Here is a 17,738-nt window from a genome sequence, read left to right on the forward strand (position 1 = left end):
ATTCGCCGTGCCTCAAAAATCCTCCATAGCTTCAGACACGTCAGATGGATATCCGGTTATGAATGACATGACTCCACATAAAATTAAAACCGGCGGCGATCCGCGTACCTTGCCAGATTATGCCGCCCTGCGTGATGAACTGAGTAAGCTGAGCCATCCGGCGCGCCCGGATGTGAACTGGCAATATGCCGAAAAGCTCTGCCTTTCATTATTTGAACAAAACAGTGTTGAACTGCAAACGGCTGCCTGGTATACGCTTGCGCGGACGCATCTGGCCGCATTGGCTGGTTTGAATGACGGACTGGCAATACTGGAGGCCCTGATAAGCCATCAGTGGGGCGCGCTCTGGCCTCACCTGTACATGCCCGCATGGAAATCCTCAGTGGTCTGAGTCAGCGTCTGCAGCAACGGATGCGCACGCTCCTGCTGAATTACAGCGACCTCAGCCAGCTATATCGGGCAGAGCAGTTGCTTACCGGTCTCTGCGTAGTGCTACAGCGCCTGGAACTTAAACACCTGAGTCAGTTTGATGCCTTGCGTACGCTGATGCACAACCATGCCGCCCGGCTGGAAAACTGTGATGACACCGCCGGTTGCGCTGGTGTGACCATTGAGCCCGGTATCGTGCTGTCTGCGACGGTAATGAATGGCAACGAGCACCCTTGCCGGTTGCCCACCTGAAGGGGAGATCGCGTCGGATAGTACAGGGAAGTGGGTGTATGTCGCGCAATCAGAACCCGAGGAGAATATCGACGTACAGGCGGCAATACCCGCGCCGGTAAAAAAAACGAAATCCTTCGCCGCCGGGCTGTGCACCATGCTGGTGGTCAGCGTCGCGACGGTATGGGGTTGGCATATCTTGCTGCGGCCTGACCCACTTCAGACTCAGCTCGTCGCCTCACTTGCGCCGTTACCTGCAGCACTCACACCTGCACAGCTGGATGTGCTGCGCCAGCGATCCTCATTATCACCTGTGGTTATCACACAAACCCAGCAGCAGCTTGCCCGACTGGACAAGCTTCCTCCTGACTGGAATATCGCCTGGAGCAGGCAGCTTCTGGAACAGGCTCAGACGCTTTGGCTGGAGCAGGCTAAATCTCTGACACAACAGTGGCAGCAGCAGCTTAGCGCTGCCTCATTGCCGGTAGAAAATCTCAATGGCTGGTATCAGGGAATGACGACGCTACAGAAACTGAGTAACAATCTGAACGGGCTTGATGAGCAAAAGGGTAAATATATGACGGTCAGTGAGCTGAAATCAGTGGTCTTTTCCGCCATGCAGTCCTTTAATCAATCCATACCCGCTGAAGAGCAACCGCGGGTATTATCACAAACACCTGTTGGCAAATCGTTACCGGTTGCGGACAGGACTCAACTGGAGATGCATCCGAAGCAATTGGCTGCCCGTTATGCTGAAATAAAACAGAAGGCATCGAAATAAAATTTTTATTATTCATTAAATTAATTCAATTTTCGTGCGAGACAATCTGCTGGGGACTGACTCTTTCCTGACATCGATTTCCTTCTATTCCGGTCTACACCGCCCGACAGTTTGCAAGTCTGTAAGTATGAGCAACAGAGAGTTCATGCGCGGGCACTTTGAGCCGTTATGTTAATCGTGAGATAGATTCCTGCGACGTCAGCGAGTTCACCGGCGTTGTCTCCAGGTTTTGCCGTCTCGACCTGACGTGCATTCAGCAGCTTCAGGGACTCACTATTTATTGAACAGGATAAACTCACATTAAGGCCCGCAAACGCGCATTGTTTTACGCTCAAACCGGTAGACATCAGTTGATGAACCATAGCCACCGTCGAAGGTTGATTCCTGAGTACGAGGGAAGGCGATGGAATCTGAAAGAGGTCAGGAGAGGTATATATGGTGTCCCCTGCAGGAATCGAACCTGCAACTAGCCCTTAGGAGGGGCTCGTTATATCCATTTAACTAAGGGGACGAAGCGGCGGGAGTATAGCGTTTTTTTCCTTGTTCGTTAAGCATCTATGGGTTGACTGCTTAAACTCTCGCCACTTAAGGGTGTTTTTTCGCCTTGAGCCGCTCCTTTTTGTCGTTGCTCATGTCGTTACGGATCTGCGCGTGGCTGAGCAGCGCAAAAATAAAAGTGCCGCCGCAAATGTTGCCAGCCAGCGTCGGCAGTGCGAAAGGCCAGATGAAGTCTTGCCAGGGCAGCGAGCCGTTGAAGACCAGGTAGAAAATCTCAACGCTGCCGACAACGATATGGGTGGTATCGGCGAGCGCAATCAGCCAGGTCATCATAATGATCACCACGATTTTGGCCGCGCCGGCGGCGGGAAACATCCATACCATGGTCGCCACCAGCCAGCCGGAAATAATCGCATTGGCAAACATTTCAGACGGCGTATTTTCCATGACCTTTAAACTGATCTCCTGGAACGCGCCGCGGGTGGCATCGTCAAAAATCGGCATCATATTAAAGGCCCAGGCCGCAATTGCCGTACCGACCAGGTTACCTATAAGCACCACGCCCCATAGACGTAGCAGGAGGCCAATATTCCCGGGCGTCGGCTTATGCATGATAGGTAATACCGCGGTGACGGTATTCTCGGTAAACAGCTGCTGGCGAGCCATGATGACAATAACAAACCCGAAGGTATAGCCCAGATTCTCCAGTAAATAACCACCGGGAAGTTCGCTCAGGTGAACATGGAAAATCCCTTTCGCCACCATCGAGGCCCCCATCGACAGGCCGGCGGCTACCGCTGACCACAGAAGAGCAAGGGCATCGCGCTCCAGCTCTTTTTCTCCCTCCTGACGGATCTCTTCATGGGTGGCCATCGCACGTGAGGGCAGGCGCTTCTCGTTGACCTCAATCGGTTCGCCATCCTGTTTTTCATCGCTTTCAACCTCCACCTCTTCGCTATGAGGACGTTCGTGAGGTTTGGGATCTGTCGTCATGGCATTTCCTCCTGCATTTTTTCGTTCTCATAAGCGTAGAGATGTTTCACCCGACCGGCCCGGGATAACCTCCTAAATTTTTCCTAATGGCAAGAATAGCAATACGGATATTGCAAAATATGTATAGAATCAGGGCGCAACAATTATGCCAAAGAAGGCTATGCTGAAAGCAGGCACCAGATTGCAATTTGCTTCGGGCGATATCGTAATGGAGGCAGCAGTCCCCGGATAACCCACAGCAATAGCCAAAATTAACAGGGAGACACCTATGAATTTTCGCCTGTCGGCGCTTGCGCTTGGCGCCACATTGCTGGTGGGATGTGCCAGTTCCAGCTCTGGCGATCTGCCGCAGGGGCGTTCAGACCCGCTTGAAGGGTTTAACCGTACGATGTTCGACTTCAACTTTAACGTGGTGGATCCGTACGTGCTGCGTCCGGTTGCCGTCGCCTGGCGTGATTATGTCCCGCAGCCGGCGCGCAACGGGCTGAGTAACTTCACCAGCAACCTTGAAGAACCGGCGGTGATGGCGAACTACTTCCTGCAGGGCGATCCCTATAAAGGTATGGTGCACTTTACCCGCTTCTTCCTTAACACCCTTCTCGGGATGGGCGGTCTGATTGATGTCGCTGGGATGGCCAACCCGAAACTGCAGCGTGTTGAACCGCACCGCTTTGGTAGTACCCTGGGTCATTATGGCGTGGGTTACGGTCCTTATGTACAACTGCCGTTCTATGGCAGCTTTACGCTGCGTGATGAAGGCGGTGACATGGCTGATGGTCTGTATCCGGTGCTTTCCTGGCTGACCTGGCCGATGTCCATCGGTAAGTGGGCGGTTGAAGGGGTTGAGACTCGCGCTCAGCTGCTGGACTCCGATGGCCTGCTGCGCCAGTCTTCCGACCCGTATATCATGGTTCGCGAAGCCTACTTCCAGCGTCATGACTTTATTGCCAACGGCGGTAAACTGACGCCGGTCGAGAACCCTAACGCTCAGGCGATTCAGGGCGATCTGAAAGATATCGACTCGCAGTAAACGCGATTAAATATGACAATAAAAAAGGGTGAACTTGCGTTCACCCTTTTTTTATACTGCCAGACCGATCAGAAGCGGTAGTTGAAGTTCGCGCCGTACAGCCAGGCTTTGCCTTCAGAACGGAAGGTGTAAGGACCTTCTTTAATTTCTACGTGCTGACCATGCATGTAGGATACGCCCACGTCAACAGAGGCATCTTTATTGAAGGCGTAGGTGGTACCCGCGCTCAGCCACAGACGGTCCTGATCCGGAATGGAGATGGATCGGTTGGAGGCCGGTACCGGGCTATCATCGAAGGCGATACCGGTACGGAAGGTCCAGTTATCGTCGTAGTAATAGGTGGTACCGAGAGCGATGCGGTAGGCATCTTTAAAGCTCTCATCTTTATAGAACAGCGTTTGGCCATCGGAACCAGTAGCTTTCAGCTCCTGGAACTGGCTCCAGCTGGTATAAGCAAGGCTATAGTGCACGGCCCATTTTGGCGCGACGCGGTTGTAACCTGACAATTCCCACATTTCTGGCAGGTTCAGCGTCAAAGAGCCCGGGATTGTCGAGCCGCCGGTTGGGTAAGGGAAGCCCGGGACAGCCGTATTCATATTGCTACGATAATCACCGTCGAAATCGATTTTAACTTCAGACCGGTAGGTTAGGCCGTAGCGGTTGTTTTTGTCCACTTCATACAGAATACCCGCGTTCCAGCCAAATCCCCACTTATCACCTTTCAAGCGAGCAATCTGTTGATCCGCTGGAATCGCTGCTAGCTGCTGCGCTTTGGCAATCGCTGCTGGCCGCGCAGCAGCTGGTAAATTAGGCACCTGCTGCATAATCTGGCCCGCAGCGAGCATACCGGCATCGCCAGCATAACGTTCAATTTTCGCCTTGGCGTAGACCGCATCAAAGCCAAGACCAAAACTCCAGTGGTCGTTAAGGCGATAAGCACCGCTCAGGTTCAGGTTGACAGTTGTCAAATCTGTTTGGCCGCCCATGGTCCCGGCAGCATAATCGTCGGCGTACTCGGTAGCCAGACCGTAGTTAGAAGTAATTGAAGCCCCCCAACCAAACTGATCGTTAATCGGGGCAACGTAATGTAAATTCGGCACCCAAGCGGTTGGGGCAATATTGTCAGCATTCAGACTTTTGCCAGATGGCGACTTGCCAGAAATATTCACATCGGGATCAATAAATATCGCACCGGCGGACATCGTTGGGCGATCGAACATCATGATCAATGCTGGGTTACGGCTGGCATTGCCCGCGTCGTCAGCAATTGCACCTTCACCGGAATAGGCGCGGCCCAGACCTGATGAAGAGAATTCATTTAACTGAAAGCCTGCTGACCAGGCCTGTGTTGAAACAAGTGCTACAGCCACTGCGAGGGCAGATTGGGTAAAGCGGGTTTTCTGGCTCATGCCCATAACCTCATTGAGTTATTTTTATTTAAACTATGTTACATGCCGTAACAGAAGCGCGAAGTGTAGGGTCTGCTTTACGACAGAGAAATCAGACCAGTGCGCTGAGTATAGGTCTGACCAGATGAGATGTTGCAAGTTTGTTTATGAGATTTTTCAGTTGTGATACGAAAAAAGCGATCCAGTTAGCAAAATTGGCCTCGTTCGTATTATCTAAACAGGGCATTTTTTGTTTTGGATCATTTTTAAGTGTGATTTCGGTCACTTAGGACTTTTGTCGCCATTAACGACTGGAGGCCGGGAGGCGCCGCGCGTAAAATAACCTCATTAATTGTCTGGCACCTTGAGTGCATATACAGAGGAAATCTACGATGAGTAAATGTAGTGCTGATGAAACCCCGGTTTGCTGCTGTATGGATGTTGGCACCATTATGGACAACACCGATTGCACCGCCTCTTACAGCCGGGTTTTTGCCAATCGCGCCGAAGCGGAACAAACTCTCGCCGCGTTGACTGAGAGAGCACGTGGCGTGGAATCTGAACCGTGCAAAATTACCCCGACCTTTACCGACGTTGAAGGCGGTGTGCAGCTGGATATCGATTTTGTCTTCTGCTGTGAAGCCGAAACGCTGATTTTCCAGCTCGCTCTGCGTTAATTTCTCCTCAACGCCCCTCTCGTCAGGGGCGTTATCTCCTCCCTTCTATGTGTTTTGGCTCCCACTTTTTCTCTTCGCCGATTGGCTTAATGTAAAAAATTAGTTAAAACTGTTATCAGGTCAGACCACTTGGTTTTATCGGTTAACAGGGGAAAGTCATGAGTCAGGCATTACCGCTTGTCACCCGTCAAGGCGATCGCATTGCCATTGTCAGCGGTTTACGTACGCCGTTTGCCCGTCAGGCCACGGTATTTCACGGTGTTCCCGCCGTTGATTTGGGAAAAATGGTTATCAGCGAAATGCTGGCTCGTAGCGATATTCCCCCGGAAATGATTGAGCAGCTGGTATTTGGCCAGGTGGTGCAGATGCCAGAAGCGCCAAATATTGCGCGCGAAATTGTGCTTGGCGCCGGCATGAGCGTACACACCGATGCCTACAGCGTAAGTCGCGCCTGCGCCACCAGTTTTCAGGCCGTCGCCAACGTCGCGGAGAGCCTGATGGCGGGAACGATCCGCGCAGGTATTGCCGGCGGGGCAGACTCTTCATCCGTTCTGCCGATCGGCGTCAGTAAAAAGCTGGCCCGTACGCTGGTGGATGCCAATAAAGCGCGCACTCTCGGACAGCGCCTGAAGCTCTTCTCCCGTTTACGCCTTCGCGATCTTTTACCGGTCCCGCCTGCGGTTGCCGAGTATTCGACCGGGCTGCGGATGGGGGATACCGCTGAGCAAATGGCAAAAACATGGGGTATTACCCGTGAACAGCAGGACGCGCTGGCACACCGCTCGCACCAGCTGGCGGCAAAAGCCTGGGAAGAGGGGAAGCTGGCTTCTGAAGTGATGACCGCGTATGCGCCGCCGTTTCGTGAACCGCTGGAAAACGACAACAATATTCGTAAAAATTCAACCCTGGCTGATTACCAAAAGTTACGTCCGGCTTTTGACCGCAAGCATGGCACGGTCACTGCGGCAAACAGTACGCCGCTAACCGACGGTGCCGCGGCGGTGATCATGATGACCGAGTCTCAGGCCAAAGCGCTGGGCTTAACCCCGCTTGGCTACCTGCGCAGCTACGCCTTTACCGCCATCGATGTCCGCCAGGATATGCTGTTAGGGCCGGCGTGGTCAACGCCGCTGGCGCTCGAAAGGGCGGGGCTGACCCTGGCTGACTTAACGCTTATCGACATGCATGAGGCCTTTGCCGCGCAGACGCTGGCGAATCTTCAGTGCCTGGCCAGCGACCGCTTTGCTCGCGACGTGCTCGGGCGCTCGCAGGCGACCGGGGAAGTCGACGAAAGTAAATTCAATGTCCTCGGTGGTTCAATTGCCTACGGGCATCCTTTTGCAGCCACCGGCGCGAGGATGATTACCCAGACGCTACATGAACTGCGGCGCAGGGGGGGCGGATTTGGCCTGGTGACCGCCTGTGCGGCGGGTGGTCTCGGCGCGGCGATGATTCTGGAGGCGGAATAATGGACATGGCATCGGCATTTACCCTCGATATTCGTCCGGACAACGTTGCCGTCATCACGATCGATTCGCCCGGTGAAAAGATGAATACCCTGAAGGCCGAATTTGGCCAGCAGGTGCGGGCGATCGTTCGCCAGATTCGTGATAATAAAACCCTCCGCGGCGTGGTGCTGATTTCCGCAAAACCGGACAATTTTATCGCCGGCGCGGATATCAATATGATTGCCCGCTGCGCCACCGCTCAGGAAGCGGAAGCGCTCGCCCGCCAGGGGCAACAAATTATGGCGGAGATCCATGGCCTGGCGATTCCGGTCATTGCCGCTATCCACGGCGCCTGCCTGGGCGGCGGCCTTGAGCTGGCGTTGGCCTGCCATGGACGGGTATGCAGCGATGACGAGAAAACGCGTCTGGGTCTGCCTGAGGTCCAGCTGGGGCTGCTGCCGGGATCCGGCGGTACTCAGAGATTACCCCGACTGATCGGTGTCAGCGGCGCCCTGGAGATGATTTTGACCGGCAAGCAGCTTCGCGCGCGCCAGGCGTTAAAAGCGGGCCTGGTGGATGAGGTGGTTCCGCAATCAATTCTGCTGCAGACGGCGGTCGAACTGGCGCTGAAAGGGCGGCCGGCGAGCCGCAGTATGCCGATCCGTGAGCGGGTGCTGGCCGGACCGCTGGGCCGTAATCTGCTGTTTCGGCTGGTGGGGAAAAAGACCCGACAGAAAACCCAGGGCAACTATCCTGCCGCCGAGCGCATTCTGCAGGTGATTGAAAATGGATTAGCTCACGGCTGTAGCAGCGGCTATGCCGAGGAAGCACGTGCCTTTGGTGAGCTGGCGATGACCTCGCAATCTCAGGCGTTGCGATCGATATTCTTTGCCAGCACGGATTTGAAAAAAGATCGTGGTGCCGATGCGCAGGCCGGGCCACTGAATCGCATCGGCATTCTCGGTGGCGGTCTGATGGGCGGCGGAATTGCGTATGTTACCGCCTGCAAAGGCGGGCTTCCGGTGCGTATCAAAGATATTCAGGCTCGGGGGATTAACCATGCGCTGAAATACAGCTGGGATCTGCTGGACAAGCAGGTGCGCCGCCGCTATCTGCGCGCCAGTGAACGGGATCGTCAGCTGGCGTTGATTTCCGGCACCACGGATTATCAGGGATTTGCCCATCGCGATGTGGTGATCGAGGCCGTCTTCGAGGATTTAGCTCTTAAACAGCGGATGGTGGCCGAGATCGAAGCACACTGTAGCCCGCAGACGATCTTTGCCTCCAATACCTCTTCGCTCCCTATCGGCGACATTGCGGCGCAGGCCAGTCGACCGGGACAGGTGATTGGCCTGCACTTCTTCAGTCCGGTCGAGAAAATGCCGCTGGTTGAAGTGATCCCCCATCAGCATACCGATCCGCAGACGATTGCGACGGTAGTCAAGCTGGCCAAAATGCAGGGGAAAACGCCGATCGTCGTGGCGGATAAAGCGGGTTTCTACGTCAACCGTATTCTGGCGCCTTACATCAACGAAGCGATGCGCTTACTCGTGGAAGGTGAGCCCCTTGATCATATCGATAAATCATTGGTGAAATTCGGTTTTCCTGTTGGGCCGATTCAACTGCTGGATGAAGTCGGAATTGATACCGGGACCAAAATTCTGCCGGTACTGGAAGCCGCGTGGGGAGAGCGTTTTAGCCCGCCGGCAAACATCATTGATGCGATCTTGAATGACGATCGCAAAGGTAGAAAAAATAGCCGCGGTTTCTATCTTTATGAGACAAAAGGGCGTACAAGCAAAAAACGACCCGATGCTACGGTCTATTCGCTGCTGGGCGTTTCTGCCCCGCAGGCGCGCTTATCCGGCCAGCAGATAGCTGAGCGTTGCGTCATGATGATGCTTAACGAAGCCGCGCGCTGCTTCGATGAGCAGGTCATCCGCGGCGCCCGCGATGGCGACATTGGCGCGGTGTTCGGTATTGGCTTCCCGCCGTTTCTTGGCGGCCCGTTCCGTTATATGGATCAACTCGGGGCGGGTGAAGTTGTTGCCATCTTGCAACGTCTGGCCGCTCAGTACGGCCCACGGTTTACCCCATGCGAGAATTTATTGCGCATGGCCGGGCAGGGGGCAACCTTTTGGCCCACTGCTGAACGGACGACCTAAGTTCTGGTCAAAGAAGATAAATCCGGCGATGAATGACGTGGTCTGTTGGCTGTTTTGTAAACAATCATTGACTATACTTACGCCATTGAGGTAAAAAACAGCGTTTCATTCGTTGGATGAATCAGGCACAATGCCCGGCCACCGGGTCGACTGCGTGCTATCCACGCAGGTAAGACTGCGGTGCTTCTGGTTAACAAAAGCGGTGCAATATGCAAGTTTTTATCATGCGTCACGGCGACGCTGCCCTCGATGCAGCCAGTGACTCGGTTCGTCCCTTAACCGTTTGTGGTTGTGATGAGTCCCGTCAGATGGCAACCTGGCTGAAAGGTCAAAAAGTGGATATTGAACGGGTTCTTGTCAGTCCTTACCTGCGTGCTGAACAGACGCTGGATGTGGTAAGAGAGTGCATGGACCTGCCTGAAAATGTCGACGTGATGCCGGAGCTCACGCCGTGTGGCGATGTTGGCATGGTCAGTGCCTGGCTTCAGACGCTGAACAATGAAGGTGTTTCAACGGTGCTGGTTGTTTCGCACCTGCCGCTGGTGGGGTACCTCGTCTCAGAGCTGTGCCCGGGAGAAACTCCCCCGATGTTCACCACTTCGGCTATTGCCTGTGTCACCCTTGATGCAGATGGCAAGGGCGAGTTCAACTGGCAGATGAGCCCCTGCAACCTGAAGATGGCGAAGGCTATCTGACTCCCCCCGGAGCGTCCGTATTACGGAAGCTCCGGCGGCTGCCACTCTTCAACTTCAATCAGCACCAGCAGTGCGGCGTCTCCGCCGTACTCTTTTGGCGCCTGATGAAAAGCCATGATGTGCGGATGTTGCGCAAGCCAGAGCGGCGTTTGCTGCTTGAGGATGTGTTTCCCGTGCCCGTGCATCACGCAGGCGCAAAAGACATGTTCGCGACGGCAGGCGGCGATCAGCGCCCCCAGCTCCTGCTTCGCCTGCTGCTGGGTCAACCCGTGCAGATCGAGAAACAGCTCCGGCGAATAATCCCCGCGGCGCAGTTTTTTCAGTTCAAAGTGGCTCACGTCCGGGCGAACATATTTGACCGCTCCTTCGGTATTCAGCAGCGGCTGAAACTCATCGGAAAAATAGTGGCTGTTATCGGCCTGCTCCTGAAGTAAGCGCTTTGGCGGTACTTCGGTGATTTTCTTGCGCAGCGGGCGGTGCACGATGGTGTCCTGCTTAATCTGACGCGTGCCGGTCATTAACTGGCGGAACAACGCCTGATCCTCGTCGCTTAGCGATGTTTTCTTTTTCATTGCCCACTCTCATCATTTCTTTTCGCTAGTGTACCCGACTCGGCCTCTGTTCAGGCAAGCAAAACGTATTTTTCCCCGTCCGCCTGACGTAAGAATGCTGATTTATCGCCGTCTTCGTGGCAAACTAGCCGCCGAATTTACAGTAGAGCGTGTCCTGGAGGATGGCGTGGATAAAATTTTTGTTGATGAAGCGGTCAATGAGCTGCATACCATTCAGGACATGCTGCGTTGGGCGGTCAGTCGTTTCAGCGCGGCGAATATCTGGTACGGACATGGCACGGACAACCCGTGGGATGAGGCGCTACAGCTGGTATTGCCCTCGCTCTACCTGCCGCTGGATATTCCGGAGGATATGCACTCCGCGCGTCTGACTTCCAGCGAAAAACACCGCATTGTTGAGCGCGTGATTCGCCGGATCAACGAACGTATTCCGGTTGCCTATTTGACCAATAAAGCCTGGTTCTGCGGCCATGAATTTTTCGTGGACGAACGTGTGCTGGTGCCGCGTTCCCCGATCGGCGAGCTTATCAATAATCACTTCGCCGGCCTGATTGACCATCAACCGCAGCACATTCTGGATATGTGCACCGGCAGCGGCTGCATTGCGATCGCCTGCGCTTACTCTTTCCCGGAAGCGGAAGTGGACGCGGTGGATATCTCTGTTGATGCGCTGGCCGTTGCCGAGCAGAACGTTGAAGCGCACGGCCTGATCCATCAGGTGACGCCGATTCGTTCCGACCTGTTCCGCGACCTGCCGAAAGTGCAGTACGACCTGATCGTCACCAACCCGCCGTACGTTGATGAAGAAGATATGTCCGATCTGCCGGGCGAATATCGTCATGAGCCGGTACTGGGTCTGGCTTCCGGCAGCGATGGTCTGAAGCTGACGCGCCGCATCCTCGGTAATGCGCCGGATTATCTCAGCGACGACGGTATTCTGATTTGTGAAGTCGGTAACAGCATGGTACATCTGATTGAGCAGTATCCGGACGTGCCGTTTACCTGGCTTGAGTTTGAAAATGGCGGGGATGGCGTCTTCATGCTGACCAAACCGCAGCTGATCGCCGCCCGCGCGCATTTCGGCATTTATAAAGACTAAAAAACAACACGCAAACATGACGGAGCCGTGATGGCAGGAAACACAATTGGACAACTCTTTCGCGTCACAACCTTCGGCGAATCGCACGGTCTGGCGCTGGGCTGCATTGTTGACGGAGTGCCGCCGGGCATTCCGCTGACTGAAGCCGATCTGCAGCACGATCTGGATCGTCGTCGTCCGGGGACCTCACGCTACACCACGCAGCGTCGTGAACCGGATCAGGTGAAGATCCTCTCCGGCGTATTCGAAGGCGTGACGACCGGGACCAGCATTGGTCTGCTGATTGAGAATACCGATCAGCGTTCTCAGGACTATGGCGCGATTAAAGACGTTTTCCGTCCAGGGCATGCTGACTATACCTACGAGCAGAAATACGGCCTGCGCGATTATCGCGGCGGCGGACGTTCCTCAGCGCGTGAAACCGCGATGCGGGTGGCGGCCGGGGCGATTGCCAAGAAATACCTCGCGGAAAAATTCGGCATTGTGATTCGCGGCTGTTTGACCCAGATGGGCGATATTCCTCTGGCGATCAAAGACTGGGAACAGGTTGAACAAAACCCGTTCTTCTGCCCGGACCCGGATAAAATTGAAGCGCTTGATGAACTGATGCGCGGTCTGAAGAAAGAGGGCGACTCCATCGGAGCAAAAGTGACCGTGGTCGCTGATGGCGTGCCACCGGGACTCGGTGAGCCGGTATTCGACCGTCTGGATGCCGACATTGCCCATGCGCTGATGAGCATCAATGCGGTGAAGGGCGTGGAAATTGGCGATGGTTTTGAGGTGGTGAAACTGCGCGGTAGCCAAAATCGCGATGAAATCACTAAAAATGGTTTCCAGAGCAACCATGCGGGCGGCATTCTTGGCGGTATCAGCAGCGGTCAGCAGATCGTCGCGAATATCGCGCTGAAGCCGACCTCCAGCATCACCGTACCGGGTCATACGATTAACCGTCACGGTGAAGAAGTCGAGATGATCACCAAAGGGCGCCACGATCCTTGCGTGGGCATCCGTGCGGTGCCGATCGCGGAAGCAATGCTGGCGATCGTGCTAATGGATCACTTTATGCGTCAACGCGCGCAAAATGGCGACGTGACGACATCAATTCCACGCTGGTAATCGATGAAAAAAACCGTTATCGCTCTGCTGGCGCTGGTCGCCAGCTCTGCCTGCCTTGCGGCGACGCCGTGGCAAAAAATCACCCAGCCGATTAACGGCAGCGCGCAGTCAATTGGCGCATTTGCCAACGGCTGTATCGTCGGCGCGCAGGCGCTGCCGCTGAGCGCGACCAGTTATCAGGTCATGCGCACCGACCAGCGCCGCTACTTCGGCCATCCGGACCTGATCCAGTTTATTCAGCGTCTGGGCAATCAGGTGCAGAGTCAGGGAATGGGGACGCTGCTGATTGGCGATATGGGGATGCCAGCGGGCGGACGTTTTAACGGCGGTCATGCCAGTCACCAGAGCGGGCTGGATGTTGATATTTTCCTTCAGCTCCCGCAGACGCGCTGGAGTTCAGCGCAGCTCCTGAAACCACAGGCGCTGGATCTGGTGGCTCGCGACGGCAAGCGCGTGGTGCCGTCGCTGTGGAGCCCGCAAATCAGCCATCTGATTAAGCTGGCGGCAGAAGATAACGACGTCACGCGCATCTTTGTTAATCCGGCAATCAAGCAGCAGCTCTGTCTGGATGCTGGCAACGATCGCGGGTGGCTGCGCAAAGTCCGGCCATGGTTCCAGCATCGTGCACATATGCACGTTCGTCTGCGCTGCCCGGCGGGCAGCCTGGAGTGCGAAGAACAGGCGCCACCGCCACCGGGCGATGGCTGCGGTGCCGAGCTACAAAGCTGGTTTGAACCCCCAAAACCCGGAACAACCTCTCCTGTGAAGAAGACGCCGCCTCCGCTGCCGCCTTCCTGCCAGGCGCTACTGGATGAGCATGTGCTGTAATGGAAAGCTTTATTGAGCTGTTTATGGTGTCGCCGACGGTACTGGTGGCGCTTTTTTTCGTGGCTGTTCTGGCGGGATTTATTGATTCCCTGGCGGGCGGCGGCGGGCTGTTGACGGTTCCGGCGCTGATGGCGGCAGGGCTGCCTCCGGCGCAGGCGCTGGCGACCAACAAGCTGCAGGCCTGCGGGGGATCGCTTTCCGCGTCGCTCTATTTTATCCGCCGCAAGGTGGTGAACCTGGCGGATCAGAAGCTCAATATCCTGATGACGTTTATCGGCTCAACCACCGGTGCGCTGCTGGTGCAGCACGTCCAGTCCGATATTCTGCGCCAGATCCTGCCGGTGCTGGTGATCGGCATTGGCCTGTACTTCCTGCTGATGCCAAAATTAGGCGAAGCAGACCGTCAGCGTCGGCTGTACGGCCTGCCGTTTGCCCTGATCGCCGGCGGCTGCGTAGGTTTTTATGATGGTTTCTTCGGTCCAGGCGCGGGCTCTTTCTATGCGTTGGCTTTCGTCACTCTTGCCGGGTTTAACCTCGCCAAATCCACCGCTCACGCCAAAGTGCTGAACGCGACCTCTAACGTCGGTGGGCTATTGCTGTTTATCATTGGCGGCAAAGTGATTTGGGCGACCGGTTTCGTGATGATGGCGGGGCAGTTTATTGGCGCCCGCGCCGGCTCACGTCTGGTTCTGAGTAAAGGACAATCGTTGATTCGTCCGATGATTGTGGTTGTCTCCGCCGTGATGAGCGCGAAACTTCTTTATGACAGCCACGGTGCTGAAATTCTTCAGTGGTTGGGAATTCATTAATGCAACAGCAACACCATTATCAGCAGCTGATCGCTATTTTTGACGGCTGCTTTGCCGATGATTTTAATACCCGTCTGATTAAAGGCGATGACGAACCGATCTATCTTCCGGCAGATAGCGACGTGCCGTATAACCGCATTGTGTTTGCCCATGGCTTTTACGCCAGCGGCCTGCATGAGATTTCCCACTGGTGCATCGCGGGCAAAGCGCGTCGCGAGCAGGTTGATTTCGGCTACTGGTACTGCCCGGATGGCCGTGATGCCATGACCCAGTGTCAGTTTGAAGATGTTGAGGTGAAACCGCAGGCGCTGGACTGGCTGTTTTGCGTGGCGGCAGGTTTTCCGTTCAACGTGAGCTGTGACAATCTGGAGGGCGACTTCGAGCCTGACCGCATTGCCTTTCAGCGGCGGGTTCATGCACAGGTTATGACCTTGCTGGAGCAAGGGATCCCTGAACGTCCGGCGCGGTTTATCCGCGCGTTACAAGAATATTATCAGACGCCGCCACTGACGGCAGAACAATTCCCGTGGCCGGAAGACCTGCAATAAAGCCACGTTTGACACTAGAAGAGGAAAGACAATGCTCGCGGAGTTTGAATCACGCATTCTGGCGTTGATTGATGAAATGGTAGACCACGCCAGTGATGATGAACTGTTTGCCAGCGGCTATCTGCGCGGCCACCTGACGCTGGCGGTAGCCGAGCTGGAAGGAGGGGACGATCACTCTGCGAAAGCCATCAACGATCGGGTGATTCGCAGCCTGGAGAAAGCGATCGGCGCAGGCGAACTGTCGCCGCCGGACCAGATTCTGGTGCAGGGAATGTGGAATAATTTGTATCAGCGGGCAAAGCAATAATCCCCTGACTGCCTGGCCTGAAAAACAGGCCAGGCCGCGTGACGCCGGGTATCGCCCTGATGTCGCGCGGCTTTTTGTCCCAACCGACGGCGATCGCCGCCGTTCGGCTTATTTCACCGCTTTTCCCTTCAGCAGCTTCCGCACCCATAATCGATTCGGATTCAGCGCCGCCAGCGTCTCTCGGTCCAGCGGCAGCGGTTCGTGGCTCATCTGCGCCGCCAGTATTTCCGCCGTCAGGGGGGCGGAGCATAGCCCGCGCGAACCCAGCGCCCCCAGCACGAACAGATTGCGGTAAACCGGTGCCGTCGGCGCCTGCGTCTGGTGTTCGGCCAGCGTCGCGTACTGCGATAACGTGGCGTCATAATCCGGTACATTGCCCACCATCGGTAGGTGATCGCGGGTGGCGCAGCGCACGCCGCAGCGGGCGTCATTTCCGCGGGTATCTACCTCCTGCACCCATGCTGCCTGCGGGAAGCAGTCGATCAGCCGTTGGCGGTTTTGCTGTTGATCATCGGCGCTAAAGGTCGCCTCCGTCTGTCCGCGGTGGTAGCTGGCCCCGATGCAGTGCTGCTGATAACGTGGGTTTTGTGGCGTCAGGTAGCCGTCGTAGCACAATACCTGGCGCAAAGCGGACAGCGCAGGCGTGGTCGGAATATGGCTCACCTGTCCTGCCACCGGATACGCCGGCAGCCGCGCAGTCTGAGGGAAGTCGGTCAGATGATGGCCGTTTGCCAGCACCACCACCTCATGACGCAGCTGCTCATTGAGCTGCCAGCCGTCATGGTCAGCAGCCAGCGTTGTGACCTTAACCTGATATCGGGTGCGCAGGCCCCGGGTTGCCGCCAGCGCAAAAAGTTCTGCCGTCAGCTGCTGCGGATAGAGCCAGCCCCCGGAGGGATAGGTGATTCCACCGCAGCCGGTTTCGACGCCGGCGATCTGCGCGACGGTTTGCGCGCTGACGGCCGCAGCAATCTCTTCCGGCAGGTCGAGTGCCAGCATCTGCGCGATTTTCTGTGCGCTCTTTTCGTCCCAGGCAAGCTGGGTGACGCCGCACCACTGATGGTCGAACATGATCGGAAGGGCGTCATACAGGCGGCGGGCGAAGGTAAATGCCGCCGGGAAGAAGCGGGCCAGAGCCGGATCGTGCTGGCTAAGCAGAGGATAGAGCGCTCCCTGGCGGTTACCGGATGCGCCTTCAGCCGGGGCGTTATCCGCGCAGTACAAGGTGACTTGCCAGCCGCGGCGGAGCAGCGCGAGCGCAAGCAGGGCGCTGGCGATACCGCCGCCGACAATCGCCGCATCGCGTTGCTGGCTACCGGTTCGTGCAAACCAGGGCGTGCGGGCGGGGATATTCAGCGTCCGGGTCATTTCACCGATCAGCATTTCGCGTTTGCGGCCGAACCCTTTATGTTTCTGCATGGTAAAGCCTGCTTCCTGCAGGCCGCGACGGACAAAACCGGCGGAGGTAAAGGTGGCCAACGTGCCGCCCGGTCTGGCCAGGCGGGCCATTGCCCCGAACAGCTCCGGTGTCCACATATCCGGATTTTTCGCCGGTGCGAAACCATCAAGAAACCAGGCGTCGACCTGCTGATTCAGCGAATCATCGAGCTCGTGGGTCAGCGTGTTGATATCCCCGAACCACAAATCCAGCGTGATGCGTCCGTCATCCAGCAGCAGACGATGGCAGCCAGCGATCGCCAGCGGCCACTGCGCCTGTAATTGTTCTGCCCACGGCGCCAGTTCCGGCCAGTGCTGATGAGCCCGTCGTAGATCGGCGGAGGTCAGCGGAAATTTTTCGAAACTGATGAAATGTAACCTTTGCAGGGTAGCTTCAGGATTATCGCGGCGAAAAACATCAAACGCCTGCCAAAGTGTCAGGAAGTTGAGACCGGTGCCGAACCCGCTCTCGGCGACCACAAACAGCGGGTGTGGATGGGCCGGGAAGCGTGCATCGAGGCGGTTGCCGCCGAGGAAAACGTAGCGCGTCTCTTCCAGACCATTGTCATTGGAAAAGTACACGTCATCGAAATCTCGGGAAACAGGTGTACCCTCAGCGTTGAATTCCAGGTTGGCAGGTTGTATGGCGTTTTGTTTCACGTAAGTTACTCGAATCTCAAGGCGTAG

Annotated in this window: 15 protein-coding genes, 1 tRNA gene and 1 pseudogene; 12 read left to right on the forward strand and 5 right to left on the reverse strand. The window is 55.9% G+C overall.

The window, feature by feature from the left end; translation table 11 throughout:
* Window positions 1–58 precede the first annotated feature (58 nt).
* Window positions 59–1,441 (forward strand): annotated as a pseudogene (locus AC236I_RS06975) (VasL domain-containing protein).
* A 436-nt stretch (window positions 1,442–1,877) separates the two neighbouring features.
* Here AC236I_RS06975 and AC236I_RS06980 read toward each other — a convergent pair.
* A tRNA-Arg gene (locus AC236I_RS06980) sits at window positions 1,878–1,952 on the reverse strand.
* 74 nt (window positions 1,953–2,026) lie between these two features.
* Window positions 2,027–2,932 (reverse strand): formate/nitrite transporter family protein, encoded by a 906-nt coding sequence (locus AC236I_RS06985; RefSeq protein WP_004865281.1) that lies wholly within the window; start codon window positions 2,930–2,932, stop codon window positions 2,027–2,029.
* A 268-nt stretch (window positions 2,933–3,200) separates the two neighbouring features.
* Here AC236I_RS06985 and mlaA point away from each other — a divergent pair, with 268 nt between their 5' ends.
* Window positions 3,201–3,962, forward strand: coding sequence for a phospholipid-binding lipoprotein MlaA (gene mlaA / locus AC236I_RS06990; protein WP_015583753.1), 762 nt, complete (start codon window positions 3,201–3,203; stop codon window positions 3,960–3,962).
* A 68-nt stretch (window positions 3,963–4,030) separates the two neighbouring features.
* On the opposite strand, the gene fadL is transcribed toward mlaA, so the two are convergent.
* Window positions 4,031–5,371 (reverse strand): long-chain fatty acid transporter FadL, encoded by a 1,341-nt coding sequence (gene fadL, locus AC236I_RS06995; RefSeq protein ID WP_032718008.1) that lies wholly within the window; start codon window positions 5,369–5,371, stop codon window positions 4,031–4,033.
* Window positions 5,372–5,742: 371 nt separating this feature from the next.
* Here fadL and AC236I_RS07000 point away from each other — a divergent pair, with 371 nt between their 5' ends.
* The 4 genes from AC236I_RS07000 (at window position 5,743) to sixA (ending at window position 10,335) form a co-directional block, all read left to right on the forward strand.
* Window positions 5,743–6,027: a YfcZ/YiiS family protein gene (locus AC236I_RS07000; protein ID WP_004865274.1), complete on the forward strand. Its 285-nt coding sequence runs from the start codon at window positions 5,743–5,745 to the stop codon at window positions 6,025–6,027.
* A 158-nt stretch (window positions 6,028–6,185) separates the two neighbouring features.
* Entirely contained in the window at window positions 6,186–7,496 is a 1,311-nt protein-coding gene (gene fadI, locus AC236I_RS07005) for an acetyl-CoA C-acyltransferase FadI (RefSeq protein WP_032718007.1), read from the forward strand.
* Window positions 7,496–9,640: a fatty acid oxidation complex subunit alpha FadJ gene (gene fadJ / locus AC236I_RS07010; RefSeq protein ID WP_075808311.1), complete on the forward strand. Its 2,145-nt coding sequence runs from the start codon at window positions 7,496–7,498 to the stop codon at window positions 9,638–9,640. The genes fadI and fadJ overlap by 1 nt, the downstream gene beginning before the upstream one ends.
* Window positions 9,641–9,849: 209 nt before the next feature.
* Window positions 9,850–10,335, forward strand: a complete 486-nt coding sequence (gene sixA, locus AC236I_RS07015) for a phosphohistidine phosphatase SixA (protein ID WP_015583757.1) — start codon at window positions 9,850–9,852, stop codon at window positions 10,333–10,335.
* Window positions 10,336–10,355: 20 nt separating this feature from the next.
* Here sixA and smrB read toward each other — a convergent pair whose 3' ends face one another.
* Entirely contained in the window at window positions 10,356–10,907 is a 552-nt protein-coding gene (gene smrB, locus AC236I_RS07020) for an endonuclease SmrB (protein ID WP_015583758.1), read from the reverse strand.
* A gap of 166 nt (window positions 10,908–11,073) precedes the next feature.
* On the opposite strand from smrB, the gene prmB reads away from it, so the two are divergent.
* The 6 genes from prmB to AC236I_RS07050 are packed head-to-tail and all read left to right on the forward strand — an operon-like array spanning window position 11,074 to window position 15,614.
* Entirely contained in the window at window positions 11,074–12,006 is a 933-nt protein-coding gene (gene prmB / locus AC236I_RS07025) for a 50S ribosomal protein L3 N(5)-glutamine methyltransferase (RefSeq protein ID WP_015583759.1), read from the forward strand.
* Between the two features lie 30 nt (window positions 12,007–12,036).
* Window positions 12,037–13,122, forward strand: coding sequence for a chorismate synthase (gene aroC, locus AC236I_RS07030; RefSeq protein WP_004865259.1), 1,086 nt, complete (start codon window positions 12,037–12,039; stop codon window positions 13,120–13,122).
* 3 nt (window positions 13,123–13,125) lie between these two features.
* A complete protein-coding gene (gene mepA, locus AC236I_RS07035; RefSeq protein ID WP_325958386.1) occupies window positions 13,126–13,950 on the forward strand; it encodes a penicillin-insensitive murein endopeptidase in 825 nt (274 codons plus the stop codon).
* Complete coding sequence (locus tag AC236I_RS07040) at window positions 13,950–14,759, forward strand: sulfite exporter TauE/SafE family protein (protein ID WP_004865251.1); 810 nt, start codon at window positions 13,950–13,952, stop codon at window positions 14,757–14,759. The genes mepA and AC236I_RS07040 overlap by 1 nt, the downstream gene beginning before the upstream one ends.
* Window positions 14,759–15,307, forward strand: a complete 549-nt coding sequence (locus tag AC236I_RS07045; protein WP_004865249.1) for an elongation factor P hydroxylase — start codon at window positions 14,759–14,761, stop codon at window positions 15,305–15,307. Before AC236I_RS07040 ends, AC236I_RS07045 begins: the two co-directional genes overlap by 1 nt.
* A 31-nt stretch (window positions 15,308–15,338) precedes the next feature.
* Window positions 15,339–15,614: a YfcL family protein gene (locus AC236I_RS07050; RefSeq protein ID WP_004865246.1), complete on the forward strand. Its 276-nt coding sequence runs from the start codon at window positions 15,339–15,341 to the stop codon at window positions 15,612–15,614.
* 108 nt (window positions 15,615–15,722) lie between these two features.
* On the opposite strand, the gene mnmC is transcribed toward AC236I_RS07050, so the two are convergent.
* Window positions 15,723–17,711 carry a bifunctional tRNA (5-methylaminomethyl-2-thiouridine)(34)-methyltransferase MnmC2/FAD-dependent 5-carboxymethylaminomethyl-2-thiouridine(34) oxidoreductase MnmC1 gene (gene mnmC / locus AC236I_RS07055; RefSeq protein ID WP_044349059.1) on the reverse strand — a complete coding sequence of 663 codons (1,989 nt, stop codon included), beginning with the start codon at window positions 17,709–17,711 and terminating at the stop codon, window positions 15,723–15,725.
* Between the last annotated feature and the right edge of the window lie 27 nt (window positions 17,712–17,738).

It is taken from the genome of Klebsiella sp. Sb-30, from assembly GCF_057652795.1.

What these genes read in the sequence shown, in the direction of transcription:
- AC236I_RS06985 (WP_004865281.1), bottom strand. Translation starts at nt 2,932, where the DNA reads ATGACGACAGATCCCAAACCTCACGAACGTCCTCATAGCGAAGAGGTG.
- mlaA (WP_015583753.1), top strand. Translation starts at nt 3,201, where the DNA reads ATGAATTTTCGCCTGTCGGCGCTTGCGCTTGGCGCCACATTGCTGGTG.
- fadL (WP_032718008.1), bottom strand. Translation starts at nt 5,371, where the DNA reads ATGAGCCAGAAAACCCGCTTTACCCAATCTGCCCTCGCAGTGGCTGTA.
- AC236I_RS07000 (WP_004865274.1), top strand. Translation starts at nt 5,743, where the DNA reads ATGAGTAAATGTAGTGCTGATGAAACCCCGGTTTGCTGCTGTATGGAT.
- fadI (WP_032718007.1), top strand. Translation starts at nt 6,186, where the DNA reads ATGAGTCAGGCATTACCGCTTGTCACCCGTCAAGGCGATCGCATTGCC.
- fadJ (WP_075808311.1), top strand. Translation starts at nt 7,496, where the DNA reads ATGGACATGGCATCGGCATTTACCCTCGATATTCGTCCGGACAACGTT.
- sixA (WP_015583757.1), top strand. Translation starts at nt 9,850, where the DNA reads ATGCAAGTTTTTATCATGCGTCACGGCGACGCTGCCCTCGATGCAGCC.
- smrB (WP_015583758.1), bottom strand. Translation starts at nt 10,907, where the DNA reads ATGAAAAAGAAAACATCGCTAAGCGACGAGGATCAGGCGTTGTTCCGC.
- aroC (WP_004865259.1), top strand. Translation starts at nt 12,037, where the DNA reads ATGGCAGGAAACACAATTGGACAACTCTTTCGCGTCACAACCTTCGGC.
- mepA (WP_325958386.1), top strand. Translation starts at nt 13,126, where the DNA reads ATGAAAAAAACCGTTATCGCTCTGCTGGCGCTGGTCGCCAGCTCTGCC.
- AC236I_RS07040 (WP_004865251.1), top strand. Translation starts at nt 13,950, where the DNA reads ATGGAAAGCTTTATTGAGCTGTTTATGGTGTCGCCGACGGTACTGGTG.
- AC236I_RS07045 (WP_004865249.1), top strand. Translation starts at nt 14,759, where the DNA reads ATGCAACAGCAACACCATTATCAGCAGCTGATCGCTATTTTTGACGGC.
- AC236I_RS07050 (WP_004865246.1), top strand. Translation starts at nt 15,339, where the DNA reads ATGCTCGCGGAGTTTGAATCACGCATTCTGGCGTTGATTGATGAAATG.